This window comes from Campylobacter showae (assembly GCF_900699785.1).
GTDB classification, from domain to species: Bacteria; Campylobacterota; Campylobacteria; order Campylobacterales; family Campylobacteraceae; genus Campylobacter_A; species Campylobacter_A showae_D.
This window is the reverse complement of record NZ_LR535679.1, coordinates 926030-940447: the sequence shown is the minus strand read 5'-3', so window position 1 is coordinate 940447 and position 14418 is coordinate 926030. Positions and strand designations below refer to the sequence as shown.

Annotated in this window: 11 protein-coding genes; all 11 read left to right on the top strand. The window is 46.8% G+C overall.

The genetic code is table 11. The features are described 5' to 3' along the window. Positions 1-3 precede the first annotated feature (3 nt). Complete coding sequence (locus E4V70_RS10700) at positions 4-2367, top strand: type IV pilus twitching motility protein PilT (RefSeq protein WP_172603246.1); 2364 nt, start codon at positions 4-6, stop codon at positions 2365-2367. Positions 2368-2425: 58 nt separating this feature from the next. Beyond that, entirely contained in the window at positions 2426-2962 is a 537-nt protein-coding gene (locus tag E4V70_RS04640; RefSeq protein ID WP_002950740.1) for a 50S ribosomal protein L25/general stress protein Ctc, read from the top strand. A gap of 8 nt (positions 2963-2970) precedes the next feature. Beyond that, positions 2971-3531, top strand: coding sequence for an aminoacyl-tRNA hydrolase (gene pth, locus E4V70_RS04635; RefSeq protein ID WP_122863204.1), 561 nt, complete (start codon positions 2971-2973; stop codon positions 3529-3531). 406 nt (positions 3532-3937) lie between these two features. Further along, positions 3938-4999 carry an LptF/LptG family permease gene (locus E4V70_RS04625; protein ID WP_122863203.1) on the top strand — a complete coding sequence of 354 codons (1062 nt, stop codon included), beginning with the start codon at positions 3938-3940 and terminating at the stop codon, positions 4997-4999. 55 nt (positions 5000-5054) lie between these two features. After that, the gene (lysA, locus tag E4V70_RS04620; protein ID WP_122863202.1) at positions 5055-6296 is read left to right on the top strand and encodes a diaminopimelate decarboxylase; all 1242 of its coding nucleotides are present in this window, start codon (positions 5055-5057) and stop codon (positions 6294-6296) included. Positions 6297-6305: 9 nt separating this feature from the next. After that, positions 6306-7382: a prephenate dehydratase gene (pheA, locus tag E4V70_RS04615; protein ID WP_122863201.1), complete on the top strand. Its 1077-nt coding sequence runs from the start codon at positions 6306-6308 to the stop codon at positions 7380-7382. Between the two features lies 1 nt (position 7383). Continuing rightward, positions 7384-8484 (top strand): histidinol-phosphate transaminase, encoded by a 1101-nt coding sequence (hisC, locus tag E4V70_RS04610; protein ID WP_122863200.1) that lies wholly within the window; start codon positions 7384-7386, stop codon positions 8482-8484. Further along, complete coding sequence (gene fliF, locus E4V70_RS04605) at positions 8485-10179, top strand: flagellar basal-body MS-ring/collar protein FliF (protein ID WP_122863199.1); 1695 nt, start codon at positions 8485-8487, stop codon at positions 10177-10179. Next, positions 10179-11210 (top strand): flagellar motor switch protein FliG, encoded by a 1032-nt coding sequence (fliG, locus tag E4V70_RS04600; RefSeq protein WP_122863198.1) that lies wholly within the window; start codon positions 10179-10181, stop codon positions 11208-11210. Before fliF ends, fliG begins: the two co-directional genes overlap by 1 nt. After that, complete coding sequence (gene fliH, locus E4V70_RS04595; RefSeq protein ID WP_122863197.1) at positions 11207-12022, top strand: flagellar assembly protein FliH; 816 nt, start codon at positions 11207-11209, stop codon at positions 12020-12022. Before fliG ends, fliH begins: the two co-directional genes overlap by 4 nt. Next, positions 12022-13869: a 1-deoxy-D-xylulose-5-phosphate synthase gene (gene dxs / locus E4V70_RS04590; RefSeq protein WP_172603263.1), complete on the top strand. Its 1848-nt coding sequence runs from the start codon at positions 12022-12024 to the stop codon at positions 13867-13869. Before fliH ends, dxs begins: the two co-directional genes overlap by 1 nt. Positions 13870-14418 lie beyond the last annotated feature (549 nt).

Here is a 14418-nt window from a genome sequence, read left to right as displayed (position 1 = left end):
GCCATGAAGCCTTTAAGATTTACCTCCGTGAACGAAGAGGACGTTAAGGACTACGAGCCTGTTGGTTCTAGCATTAAATTTGATAGCCAGGACGATGCCTTAGAGCGCATTATCAAGCTAAAAGCAAAGGTTTTAAGAAGCGATATAGAACATCATAGAAACAAAAATAAAGAAAACTCGCACGAGGACGAGCAAGAGGTAGTGCCGCTAAAAGCGGACGACGCCGTGCGCGAAGAGGTTGCGCTGCAACCGAAGCCTAAATTTGAAGAGATCGGCGGGTTTGATGATTTGCCAAAGCTAAAGCCAATTGACGACGAGCTTGCAAAAGAAGAGGAGCAAGAAGAGCCGGTTAAGATCGATAAATTTGACGCATTTAGCGCGCCTGCCGAGCTAGAATCAAAAAGGCAAGAGCTAAACGAAAATTTGCAAGCTATCAATGAGGCTCTAAATGAAATAGACGCGCTAGACGAGATACCTGAGCAAATAGATGAAATCGACGAAGAAGCTATTTTTGTAGCATGGAAAGAGCCGCAAATAGAAAAAGATACGCAAGAAATAGGCGAATTTGACAAAGAGAGCGAAAAATCAGCTGAGCCTGTAGAGGAAACGGTAGCAAAGGAACAGACCCCTAACGAAAAAGATCAGCTCTTGGACTTTTTAAGGGATGAATTTAGCTCGGTAGAGCTCGAAGAAGACGAGCCTGATAACGGCGATAAATTTGACGTAAGCCAAAGCGATCAGGATAAATTTGATACCGAGGACGACGAGGACTTTCAGAGTAAATTCGACTCTATCAAAAACGAATTTGATATCGCTAAAAACGAGATAAATTCTGGTCAAACTCAGTCAAATTTAAGCGCTGATTTTTGGGACGTGCCGCAAAGTAAAGAGCTAGAGGATAAAGATTTTCTAAAGATCGACGAGCATGCTGATTTAAGCGAGCCCGAGGAACAAATTTTAGAGCCGAATTTAAGGCAAACGCAAGAAGAAACAAGCAAAGGAGTAGAGCAGGTGCAAACTATAAACGATACGCAAGAAAACCGAATAAATACGGTAAAAGAGCCGGAAGCAAGACCCGTTAGGCGTAGAGATAGGGCCGCGCTTTTAGCCGAGCTTGGACTAACGATGGAAGAAGAAGCCTTTGGGATGTCTATTAGGCCGCCGATGCCGCAAGATGACGACGAAAGCGAAAAAAGAGCCGCTATGAAGGCGGTTTTGGATGGATATCTGATGAAGCTTATCGAGCTTGGCGGCAGCGACTTGCACGTGAAGTCGGACAGGGTGGTTCGCGGTAGATTTAACGGCGAGATGGTAGTTATGGGCGATACGGTTTTGGATTATGACCGCTCGATACTCATTGCCAAGGAAATTTTAGGAGCGAATTATTATAGCCTAATGAAAAGAAAGAGCGTTGATTTTACCTATAGATTAAACGACGACTACCGTTTCCGCTCTAACGTCTTTTTGCAGATGGACGGCATATCTTTCGTATTTAGAACGATCCCGACGAAAATTCCTACCATGTCTGAGCTTTTATTGCCGCCGGTTATTGAAAAGCTTTGCGATAAAGTAAACAGAGGCATCATCCTAGTAACCGGGCCGACCGGTAGCGGTAAAACGACGACGTTAGCTAGTATGATAAACTACCTAAATCACACGAAAAACTATCACATCGTCACTATCGAAGATCCGATTGAGTTTATATATAGCGACGATAAAAGCGTAATAAATCAGCGCGGCATCGGCCAAGACGTCGATAGTTTTGCCGACGCGCTAAGAGCCTCTTTGCGCGAAGACCCGGATGTTATATTTGTAGGCGAGATGAGGGACCTAGAGACTGTTAGAACCGCGATAAACGCTGCGGAAACCGGCCACTTAGTGCTTGCTACGCTTCACACGCTTGATGCTAAAGAAACTATCGGCCGCGTCATAAATATGTTCCCTAAAGAGGAGCAAAACCGAGTCAGGATGACTTTTGCTTCGGTTGCGGAGGCTATCATATCTCAGCGTCTAGTCGTAACTACGGGAAATAAACGCCGCGTAGCTTGCGAAATAATGATAAAAAATATAAGAATAAGAGATATGATCCTAGAGGATAGGGATAGCGAAATTTACGATGCGATAGAGCAGAGTAGAAACACCTATCAAATGCAGACTTTTGAGCAGCATTTGCTTGATATGTATACTTCGGGAATCATTACGAAAGAAGAGGCTCTAAAAAGCGCCGGTAGAAGAGAAAACCTCGATATCAAAATCAAATCCGCCGACCTTGCCAAAAAACGAGCGATGGTCGCTTCTATCGAGGAAGACGCTGCGCTTTTAAGAGAATTTCAAAGCGACGTTATCGCGCTTAAAGATATCAAGTAAGGCTAAATTTATATAAATTTGGGTATTATCGGCTTCTATTTTTCAAGAAAGGAAAACGATGTTAGAAGGTATCGTTAGAGAGAGTATCGGTAAAAAGGCGTCAAAAGCCTTAAGAAGAGATGGTTATCTAATCGCCAACATTTACGGCAAGGGATTAGAGAATGTGCAAGCCGCTTTTAAAATCAATGATTTTATAAAAGAGGTTCGCAAAAAAGAGAGCCTTGCGTTTGACGTAAAAGTAGGCGGAAAAACCTTAAAAGTCGTAGTAGTCGAATATCAAAAAGACCCTGTGACAAACGCGCTAAAACACGTTGATTTAAAGGTTGCGCTTCCAGGCGTCGTCTCAAAATATATGATCCCGGTTAAACCTTACGGAACTCCGGTCGGTCTAAAAAATAAAGGCGTTTTGATCATCTCAAAAAGGCGCTTAGCCGTAAAATGCACGGCTGAAAATTTGCCAAATTCATTCGACATAGACGTTAGCGGTCTTGATATAGACGACACCGTCCTAGTGCGCGATATAACCGTTCCTGCGGGCGTCACTATGATCGATGCTGACCGCGTAGCGGTTCTAGGCGTAATAAAAGCTAAATAAGGCTAGCCTTGATACTCATAGTCGGACTGGGGAATCCCGGTCCCGAGTACTCCAAAACAAGACACAACGTCGGCTTTATGCTGATAGATAGACTAAAAAACTCAAATTTTACAGATGTAAGCTCGGCCAAATTTCAAGGCGAGCTGTTTAAATTTCAAAAGTTACTTTTTCTAAAACCGACAACCTTTATGAACCTAAGCGGACGAAGCGTAAAAGCCGTCACCGATTTTTACAAACCAGAGCGCATTATTGTTATTCACGACGATCTTGATCTAAATTTCGGCGTCGTTAAATTTAAAAAGGGCGGCGGAAACGGCGGACACAACGGTCTAAAGTCAATCGACGCATTAATGGGTGCAGACTACGAACGCGTACGTATCGGTATCGGTAGAAGCGCGCACAAATGCGAAAGCGCGGTAACCGGCCATGTGCTTGGCGAATTTAACGCAGATGAAAAAGAGGGATTGGAAAAAATTTTGGACTACTGTGAAAACGCGCTAAATGAGCTAATAAAAACCGACATCGACGCCGTTTCGCAAAAATTTTCAACCAAAAAAGGCATTTTGTGAGCGGGTTAAATTTAGCATTCACGACTTTTGCGGTTTCTCAAATTTTGCGGCTTTTAAAAGCGCTCAAAAATCGGTTAAATTTAGAGCCCAAATTTAAAGCATTGCTCCTAATTTTCTTTACCGTAAATTTTATAAATTTACTTCAAAACTTTACCTGCAAATTTATAAAATTTACGAAAAAAGCGCTCAGACAAAAACTTAAATTCGGATTTTTTAAGAGCGTAAAACAAGTCTATTTCCAGTCTAGCCAAAAAGTGGCAAATTTGAGCGTCATCATGGCGCCAAAGGATACATATTTGCAGCATAGCTCAAATAATAAATTTGCTCGGCAAGTTTGCGGTATTTTTGGTAGCGCAGCTTTCGTCCGCCTTCCACCTTGCGCAAAATTTGATTTAAGAGAGCCCAGATGAATCTTTACGCGCGTTACGTCGGCTGGCTTTATTTTAAATATTTCGTGATTATATTCGTTGCGCTCACACTTTTTTACGTCGGTATCGACATCCTAACCAACCTAAAAGATATGCCCGCAAGCGCGAACCTGAAGCTGCTTTACTTCGGCCTTACCTCGCTTACGGCGGTAAACTACGTCTTGCCGCTTGCGCTCATTTTTGCGTTGATAACTAGCAAATTTAGCATGATTCGTAGCAACGAGCTCGTGAGTTTTTACGCGCTGGGTATCGATAAAAATCGCCTGATAAAGCCGCCTTTCTACATCGCGCTTGCCATCACGTTTATCTACGTCGGACTAAATTTCACGCCTTTTGCCTACGCCTACGAGTACGGGCGAAACATCGTCAAGCTCTCGAATTTATCGCGCACGAGCTCTGATATTTTCTTAAAATTCGAAGGTAAATTTGTCTATATGGACAGCCTAAATCCAGTTAGCGGCGAGGCTAAAGACGTGCGGATATTTGACATAAACGGCAGCAACTTGCGCAGCGCTACCTTTGGCGAAAGCGGGAGGTTTATAGACGATGCGTGGCTTTTAAAGAACGCTAAAATCGTAAATTTGCCGCAAAATATCAAGCTCGGCGAAAAGGGACTCGATATCAAAACGCCAAGCGAGCTAAAAACGCTTGAAAATTTTAAACCAAAAACGATAGAAAGCGCGTCGGCGGAGAGCTCGGCGATCACGATCCCGGATGCGGTGGATTACATTTTGGCGTTTAAGGATGAGGGTATCGGGCTAAATTCGACCAAAACCACGCTTTATAACCTCGCTTTCGCGCCGTTTTTTGCGCCTTTTATGGTGCTTATCATTTACTATTTTTTGCCGGTTACGGGACGATTTTTTAACCTCGCCTTAAAAAGCTTTATCTTCACGATCGCCTCGCTTTGCGTCTGGGGCGTGCTTTTTGTGATGATGAGGTTTGCTAGAAACGGCGTCGTCTCGCCCGAGATCGGCGTGCTTTTGCCGATAATTTTACTCGGCGCCTACGCTTTTTATCTGCGTTTTGGGAGTCGTTAAGAGAGATTTAGGCAAAATTTCTGTAAAATCTAACTATTTTTAAACAAGGTCGGTTATGGATTTTACGAATTTAGCGCAAAAATACGGCACCCCTCTTTACGTTTACGATTTTGACTACATGGCGCACCGCTACGAAGCGCTAAAAAACTCGTTTCACGCCAGAAAATCTCTCGTATGCTACGCCGTTAAGGCAAACTCAAATTTAAGCGTTTTGAAATTTTTAGCCGGGCTTGGGGCCGGATTTGACTGCGTGAGCGTAGGTGAAGTTAAGCGCGCTCTACTAGCGGGAGCTAAAAGCTACCAGATCATCCTAAGCGGCGTGGGCAAGCGCGACGACGAGCTTAAATTTGCGCTAGAAAACGAAATCCTTATGATAAATTTAGAAAGCGAAGCCGAGATGAACCGCATGGAAGCGATCGCAAAGCAGCTCGGAAAGTCCGCTCGCATCAGCATCCGCGTAAATCCAGACATCGACGCTAAAACGCATCCCTACATCTCTACCGGACTAAACGAAAATAAATTCGGCGTAGATCTGCAAACGGCTAAAAAAATGTATCTGCACGCTAAAAACTCGCCGCATCTCGAGCCCGTAGGCATCCATAGCCACATCGGCTCGCAGATAACCGACATCAAGCCCGTTATCGAAGCGGCAAAGATCGTGGCAAATTTGACTCGCGAACTGAAGGCGGCGCAAATCGACATCAAATTTTTTGACGTCGGCGGCGGTATAGGCATCGTTTACGGCGACGAGAGCGAGCCTGATCTCTACGAATACGCGCAGGGCATTTTGGCAAATTTAAGCGGCATGGACGTTACGGTAGTTTGCGAGCCGGGGCGCTTCATCGTCGGCAACGCGGGATATTTTATAACTAGCGTGCTTTACGAGAAATTTAATAAAGAAAAGCGTTTTGTCGTCGTGGACGGCGCGATGAACGACCTCATACGCCCAAGCCTCTATCAGGCTTGGCATAAAATTTTTGCTCTTAGCGGCGGCAAGACTCTTTGCGAGTGTAAAACCGAGCAGCTTCGGGAGCTCAAATTTACCCCTTGCGACGTGGTCGGGCCGATCTGCGAGAGCGGCGATTTTCTCGCAAAAGACCGAAATTTACCGCCGTTAAATCCAGGCGATCTCGTCGTTATCAAATCAGCCGGCGCATACGGTTTTGCGATGGGCAGCAACTACAACACTCGTGGGCGCGCCGCGGAGGTCGCGGTAAAGGGCGGCGAGGACTTTTTGATTAGGCGCCGCGAGAGCTTTGAGGATATCGTAGCACTGGAGCGAGAATTTTTAGGCTAAGGAGCGAAAATGCAAAACATAAACGACCTTAGAAACGAGATAGATAAGATCGACGACGAGGTGCTAAGGCGCCTAAACGAGCGCATGAATTTCGTGCGAAAGATCGGCGAACTAAAGCAAACCAGCGGCAGCGCGATCTACCGCCCCGAGCGTGAAAGAGCGATCCTAAACCGCCTCGAGGGGCAGGACTCTGCATTTTTAAATAAAGCTGCTATTGAGGCGATTTATCTTGAAATTTTTGCCGTCAGTAGGAACCTCGAAATGCCAGAAAAGGTCGCCTATCTAGGGCCTGAGGGCACCTACACGCACCAAGCCGCCGAGAGCCGTTTTGGCGCTATGAGTGCGTATCTGCCGCTAGCTAGCATCGAGGCGGTTTTTACGAAACTAAAGCACAAAGAGGCCAAATATGGCGTCGTACCGATAGAAAATAACACCGAAGGCGCGGTAGGCGCGACTCTGGACTGTCTAGGGCGGTTTGATAGCGTCAAGGTGGTAGCTGAAATTTACATGGATATCCACCATATTTTTGCGAGCAAGTGCGAAAATTTAAAGGACATCAAGCGCATCTACTCGCACCCGCAAGGCTACAATCAGTGCCGCAAATTTTTAGACGATCACATGCTCTCGGCAGTCGAGTTTATCCCGGCAAAATCAACAGCGCAGGCCGCACAGCTAGCCGGCAGCGAGCCAAACTCCGCAGCCATCTGTTCTAAGATCGCCGCCAAGCTTTACGGCGTGCCGATCTTGTTTGAGACGATCGAGGATAACGCCGCAAACCGCACGAGATTTTTTATATTAAGCGATTTTAAAAACGAGCGTGCGCAAAGAAATAAAACCTCAATCTTAGCAAAGACCGAGCACCGTCCGGGCGGACTCGTGGAGCTGCTACTGGCCTTTAGAGACGAGGGTATAAACATAACCAAGCTAGAGAGCCGCCCGATAAAACAACGCGAATTTAAGGCGAATTTTTATATAGATTTCGAGGGGCACATCGACGACGACAACGTCCAAAAAGCGATACAAAAAGCGATAAGCTACGGCCACGAAATCGCGTGGCTAGGAAGCTACGTCGCGTGGGAGGAGTGAGATGAAATTTAACGAAAATTTGGCAAATTTAGTAAGCTACGAAGCGGGCAAACCTATCGAGCTTGTCGTGCGTGAATACGGCATCGAAGCTAAAGACGTCATCAAGCTAGCTAGCAACGAAAACCCCTACGGCACGAGCCCTGCGGTAGTAAAAGCGATCGGCGAGATAGTAAACAAAATGCACCTCTACCCCGACGACAGCTACTTTGAGCTAAAGGCTGCTCTAGCGAGTAAATTCGGCGTCAGCGAAAAATCTATCGTAATAGGCTCGGGAAGCGATCAGATAATAGAATTTGCTGTGCACACAAAGGCAAACGCGAACAAGGGAATTTTAACCGCGGGCATAACCTTTGCTATGTATGAAATTTACGCTAAAGCAGCGGGTGCGAAGGTCTTTAAAACAAAGAGCAAAGAGCATGATCTAGGCGAGTTTTTGCAAATTTACAAGGCAAACAAAGACGAGATCGGCGTGATATTTTTGTGCGTACCGAACAATCCTCTCGGAGGCTGCCTAGACGCTGAAGAAATTTATAAATTTTTAGAGCAGATCGATCCCGACACACTCGTGGTTATCGACGGTGCATATCAGGAGTTTGCTAAATTTAAAGACGCGAAAAAAGAGATAAAGCCGCGTGAACTCATAGCTAAATTTCCAAACGCGATATATCTGGGCACGTTTTCTAAGGCTTACGGCCTTGGCGGTATGCGCGTAGGATATGGCATCGGCGAGCAAAGCGTGATGAGCGAGCTAGGAAAACTAAGGGCGCCGTTTAACATAACGACGCTTAGCCTAAAAGCAGCCATAGAAGCTCTAAAAGACGAAGAATTCGTAAAAATGACGCTTGAGACGAACTTTGAGGAGATGAAAAAATACGAAAATTTTGCCGATAAGCATGGTATAAAGCGTCTGCCTAGCTTTACGAATTTTATCGTTTTTGAATTTGAGCGTCAAAACGCGAGCGAGCTTGCTCAAAATCTGTTAAAAAAAGGTATAATTTTACGTGATCTAAAAGGCTACGGATTAAACGCGGTTCGCATAACGATTGGGTTGCTGAATCAAAACGACGTAGTTTTAAAACAAATCGAGGAAAATTTAAAATAAATGGATTTTAAAACCGCAGTTCAGCAAATCGGCCAAGTCTATCACAACCTCTCGCTAAGGCAGCGCCTAGTCGCCGCGGGCTCGATCGTGCTCGTGGTCGGGTTTTTGGTGTTTTTGAGCATTTATAAAAGCTCAAACGAAAGCTACGACGGCTATAGCGTCCTTTTTGAAAACACCTCCGCTGCGGACTCTGCGCTGATAATCCAACAGCTTGAAAAAGATAAGGTAAAGTATAAAATTGTAAACGAGGGCACGATTTTGGTGCCAAACTCGGACGTTTATCGCGAGAGGATCTCGATCGCGTCGCTTGGTATTTTAAAAGACGGCAAGGTCGGATTTGAGATTTTCGACAAGCAAGAATTCGGCGCGACGGATGCCGAGCAAAAGGTTAAATTTCAGCGCGCACTCGAGGGCGAGCTGGCCCGCACGATCGAAAGCCTAGCGCCGATAAATAAAGCCATCGTGCGCATCGCGATCCCTAAAGAAACTCTCTTTACAGAGCGAGCCACTCCGCCAAGCGCCTCTATCGTGTTAAATTTAAAAGACGGACAGAGCTTAAATTTAAAACAAATTACCGGCATTAAAAATTTAGTCGCGGCCGCTGTGGCAAATTTAAAACCGGAGCAAGTAAAAATCGTGAGCCAGGACGGAGTGCCGCTGGGCGAGGAGGACGGCGAATACGATAGCGATCAGATCACGCAACAGATCCGCTATAAACGCGACGCCGAGCACAATCTCGAAGAAAAGATCATAAACGTGCTATCGCCTATCGTGGGCGGCTCGGATAAGGTCGTAGCCAAAGTCACCATAGATTTTGACTTTGCGAGAAAAGATAGCCAAAGCGAGACCTTTGATCCAAACTCCGTAGCTAGAAGCGAGCAAAACGTCGAAGAAAAGCGTCAAGGCAGTAAAGAAGCCGAAGTGCAAGGCGTGCCTGGAGCCGTGAGTAATATCGGTCCGGTCGAAGGCCTGCAAGACGGTAAAATGAAAGAGCTTTACTCAAAAAGCTCATCCACGACAAACTATGAAATCTCAAAAAAAGTCGAGCGCGTCAAGGATCAGTTTGCTAAGATAAACCGCCTAAGCGCCGCTGTCGTGGTGGACGGAAAGTACGAAAATAAAAAAGACGAAAACGGAAATCCGACCAAAGATGTAGCCTACGTACCGCTCGATAAAGAGCAGCTAGCGCGCATCGACGCTCTCATCCGTCAGTCTATCGGCTTTGATCAAAACAGAGGCGACGAGGTTACGGTTAGCAACTTTGAGTTCCAGCGTCAAGACGGACAGACGCCTGCGGGCAAGGTTCAGTCCTTTTTTGATCTTTACGTAGTGCCGTTTTTGCCGATCCTAAAATATATTTTCGCCGCGATTTTGCTTTATATATTTTACAAAAAAGTCATCGTGCCGTTTATGGCTAAGATGCTTGAGGAGATCAAAGAGGAAGAACCCGAGATACCCGATAACGACATTCAGCTTGACGATAGCGAAGATACGCTGGAGAAATTTCAAGCCGCTAAGAAAAAGGTCGAGGAGCAGCTGGGTATCGGCGATAACTTTAACGAGGACGACTTACGCTACGACGTATTGCTAGAGAAGATGAAACTAATCGTGCAAGAGCGAAGCGAGGAGATCGCTGTCTTGCTGCAAGACCTAGTCAAAAACGACTCGGATTTTAGCAACCGTAAGGACTTTTAATGGCAACAAAGCTAAACGAACAGCAAAAGATGGTATATGACGATCTTTCTATGCCCGAAAAGATTGCTATTTTGCTTATTCAGCTGGGCGAGGACGTCACGACGCTGCTTTTTTCTCATATGGAAGTTGACGTCATAACCGAAATTTCGCGCTATATCGCTACCGCAAAAAGTATGGATAAAAACGTAGCGGCTGCCGTTTTGGAAGAATTTTACGCTCTCATGCAGTCAAATCAATACATGAGAAGCGGCGGTCTAGAGTACGCAAAAGAAATTTTATACCGCACCTTCGGTCCGGAAACCGCGCAAAAGATCCTCGATAAGCTTGCAAAAAGCATGGAAAACTCAAAGAGCTTCGGCTATCTTACTAAGGTCAAGCCTCAGCAGCTTGCGGACTTTATTATGACCGAGCACCCGCAGACTATCGCGCTTATTTTGGCGCATATGGATTCAACCAGCGCAGCCGAGACGCTTTCGTTTTTTAACGACGAGCTTAGAAGCGAAGTCGTCGTTAGGATGGCAAATTTGGGCGATATCAGCCCGTCCATTATTAAGCGCGTTTCAACGGTGCTTGAGGGCAAGCTAGAGAGCCTCACGTCCTACAAGGTCGAAGTCGGCGGACCAAGAGCCGTGGCAGAGGTGTTAAACCGTCTCGGTCAAAAGGCGTCCAAAGCCACGATCGAATACATCGAAGATATCGACGACAAACTTGCTACGACGATCAAAGAGCTTATGTTTACATTTGAGGATATCAACACTCCCAATCAAGCCGCTATCCGCGAGATACTTAAAAACGTCGATAAAAAAGACCTCATGGTCGCGCTAAAAGGCAGCGGAGACGCGCTCAAGGAGAAATTCCTCTCAAGTATGTCTCAGCGTGCTAGCGAAGCGTTTAAAGAGGAGATGCAGTTTTTGGGTGCAGTGCGCGTAAAAGACGTCGAAGAGGCGCAGCGCCGCATCGTAGAACAGGTCCAAGCCTTAGCCGAGGGCGGGGCATTCCAAATAGGCGAAGCCGATGAGATGATAGAATGAAAAGCAGCGTAATAACAAACGAGCGTTCAAAAGAGCACTTTGTAGAAAACTATCGATTTAAAATTTTAGGCCAGGAAAAAAGAAGCGAGGATGCGCACGTAGCTCACGACAGCGAAACCCGCCGCGCGTCCGAACATCAACATGACCGTGCCTTAAACGGCGAGCAAGAGGGCTTAAATTTAAGCGAAGAAAAAGAGCAAAGCGTACATTTTAAACCCGAGCCAAGCTTTATCGAGGAACTGCTAAAGCGCACCGACGAGATGAGCGGCAGCATGATAAAACTGCAAATGCAAATCGAAAATCAAGAAAATGAATTCGCCAAACGCCTAGAGAGCGAGATCCAGCGCGCTAAAGAGGATGGCATAAAACAGGGTAGAGACGAGGCGGCGGCTAAATTCGACGAGGAGCTAAAGGCGCTTGAGAGCAGGTATCTGGGATCTATAAATAAGCTAGAGGAGCAGGCGGCTAAATTTGAAAGCCTCATCGCATCTAGCGAAGCGCAGCTGCCGGCCACCGCAGTCGAGGTCGCAAAAGAGGTCGTAAAAAAAGAAATTTCGCTAAATTCGGCAAACATCGCCGCAGCCATCTGCAAAGAGCTTTTTAGCGAAATAAGAGACGCCAAAGAGATACAGATAAAAGTAAATCCGAAAGATTACGAGTTTATCAAAGAAAATTTCTCCGGACAAAACGTCAAAATCTCTGCCGACGAAGCCATCAGCGCGGGCGGAGCGATCGTGCTCAGCGACGCGGGCAACCTCGAGGGCACGATCGAAGCCAGATTAGAAAAAATCAAAAAGATAATAGGACAATGATAGACGTAAAATCTATGAACGTGCAGGAGCTCGAAGCGCTTTGCGGGAAGCTCCGAGATAAAATTTTACAAACCGTTAGCGCAAATGGCGGGCATCTGAGCTCAAACATCGGCGCGGTCGAGCTTATCGTCGCGATGCACTATGTTTTCGACGCAGCAAAAGATCCGTTTATATTTGACGTCAGCCACCAAAGCTACGCGCACAAGCTAATCACCGGACGCTGGGATAAATTCGACACGCTTAGAAAAATCGGCGGTATTAGCGGCTACACGAAGCCCTCTGAGAGCAAATACGACTACTTTATCGCCGGACACAGCTCCACCTCTATCTCGCTAGCAGTGGGCGCGTCAAAGGCGATCAAGCTAAAGGGCGAAGACCGCATCCCCGTGGCCTTTATCGGCGACGGCTCGATGAGCGCTGGTATCGCGTATGAGGCGCTAAACGAGCTGGGCGATATCAAAAACCCTTGCGTAGTCGTCCTAAACGACAACGAAATGAGCATTAGCAAGCCCATCGGCGCCTTTAGCAACTACCTCTCGCAGATGATGGCCGGGCCGCTGTATCAGAAGTTTAAAAGCCGCGTAGAGAAATTTTTAAGCTATATGCCCGACGGCGCCGCGTATATGGCGCGCAGGATGGAGGAGGGCATCAGGATCTTTACGCCCGGGATGTTTTTCGAGGAGCTAGGACTCGAGTATATCGGCCCCGTAAACGGCCACGACGTGGGGGCGCTTATTGAGGCTTTTAGCGTCGCAAAAGGGATGAAAAAGCCAGTCGTCGTGCACGCGCAGACGCTAAAGGGCAAAGGCTACGAAAAGGCCGAGGGGCATCTAGCTAGCTGGCACGGCGTGAGTCCGTTTGATTTGCAAAGCGGCGAAGCCATCAAAAAATCAGCCGCCAAATCGGCCACCGCGCTTTTTGCGGAAAATTTGACCGAGCTAGCTAGCGAGCATAAAAATATCGTCGGAGTGACCGCCGCGATGCCTACTGGCACGGGCATAGACGCTTTGATGGAGAGATTTCCGGATAGGTTTTGGGACGTCGCGATCGCCGAGCAGCACGCCGTCGCCTCTATGGCCGCGATGGCCAAGGAGGGCTTTAAGCCGTTTATCGCGATTTATTCGACCTTTTTGCAGCGGGCGTTTGACCAGGTCGTGCACGACTGCGCGATCATGAATCTAAACGTCGTCTTTGCGATGGACCGCGCTGGCATCGTCGGCGAGGACGGCGAGACGCACCAAGGCGCGTTTGACGTTAGTTATCTAAATTTGATCCCGAATTTGACGATTTTCGCGCCTCGCTGTGCCGATAGTTTTAGGTTCGCGATGCGCTACGCTTACGCTCACGAGGGGCCTTGCGCTCTTCGCTATCCGCGCGGAGCTTTTGCGCTGGCGAAGGGCGAATTTGAGGCGAGAGAGCTAAAGCTCGGCAAGGGCGAAATCTTGGTCGAGGGCGGCGACGAAGCGGCCTTTATCGCTTACGGCAACGCTGCGGGCAAGGCAAACGCCGCGCGCAAAATTTTACTAGAAAAAACGAACGGCAAATTTGACCCAAGCCTTGTTGATCTAGTGTTTGTTAAGCCGCTTGACGGCGAACTTTTGCAAGAGCTCGCGCGCAAGCATAAAATTTGGTACGTCTTTTCCGATACCGCAAAAAAAGGCGGCGTAGGCGAGATTTTGGCCGCGTTTTTGCAGGAGCGGCGCATTTTTGACGTACGCATCGTTAGCTTTGAGTTTGACGACGCGTTTATCCCGCACGGCGCTACGGCCGATGTCGAAAAGGCTCTTGGTATCGATGCGGCAAGTATTTGCGATAAAATTTTAACCGAAACCGCGGGTCAAATTTGAGCTGAAGCGCTCTCGCGCTTCGGTTTTATGCATTTTGGCGAGCGCATTTGGGCGGAAAATGCGAAAAATTTGAGCGAAGCAAATTTTTTTATACTCGGTCTTGACGCTCTTGCTTTGATTTACCGCCCCTAAACGGCACGGGTAAATTTGCGCGCATCAGCCGGTTTTATTGATTTTTATCTTCGTTTATCTTTTTTGCGGGCTGGCTTGCGAGCGAATTTTGGGTCAAATTTGAGCCGCGATAGGTTTTTGCGCTAAGGTTTGTTTTGCTCGCTGCACCCTAGGATAAAATCGCTAAAAAACATTACAGACTTTCGTTTTTACCGTTTATAAAACGCTTAAATTTGGCGCCGGTGCTTGATTAGGCGCGGATTTTACAAAAAGGTAAAATTTAAGTAGATTTTGCTTGTAAATTTAGCCGTGGGGCAAGGCATAGAAATTTAAAATCGCAATTAACGAAAACTAAAAAATGCGAAAAAACGTAGCCGTATCTAAAACGCTGCGGTATCGCCGCAACCGACAAAAATAAATTTTACGGCGGCGATGATA

Coding starts and splice junctions, on each gene's coding strand:
- E4V70_RS10700 (WP_172603246.1), top strand. CDS start 4: ATGAAGCCTTTAAGATTTACCTCCGTGAACGAAGAGGACGTTAAGGAC.
- E4V70_RS04640 (WP_002950740.1), top strand. CDS start 2,426: ATGTTAGAAGGTATCGTTAGAGAGAGTATCGGTAAAAAGGCGTCAAAA.
- E4V70_RS04625 (WP_122863203.1), top strand. CDS start 3,938: ATGAATCTTTACGCGCGTTACGTCGGCTGGCTTTATTTTAAATATTTC.
- lysA (WP_122863202.1), top strand. CDS start 5,055: ATGGATTTTACGAATTTAGCGCAAAAATACGGCACCCCTCTTTACGTT.
- pheA (WP_122863201.1), top strand. CDS start 6,306: ATGCAAAACATAAACGACCTTAGAAACGAGATAGATAAGATCGACGAC.
- hisC (WP_122863200.1), top strand. CDS start 7,384: ATGAAATTTAACGAAAATTTGGCAAATTTAGTAAGCTACGAAGCGGGC.
- fliF (WP_122863199.1), top strand. CDS start 8,485: ATGGATTTTAAAACCGCAGTTCAGCAAATCGGCCAAGTCTATCACAAC.
- fliG (WP_122863198.1), top strand. CDS start 10,179: ATGGCAACAAAGCTAAACGAACAGCAAAAGATGGTATATGACGATCTT.
- fliH (WP_122863197.1), top strand. CDS start 11,207: ATGAAAAGCAGCGTAATAACAAACGAGCGTTCAAAAGAGCACTTTGTA.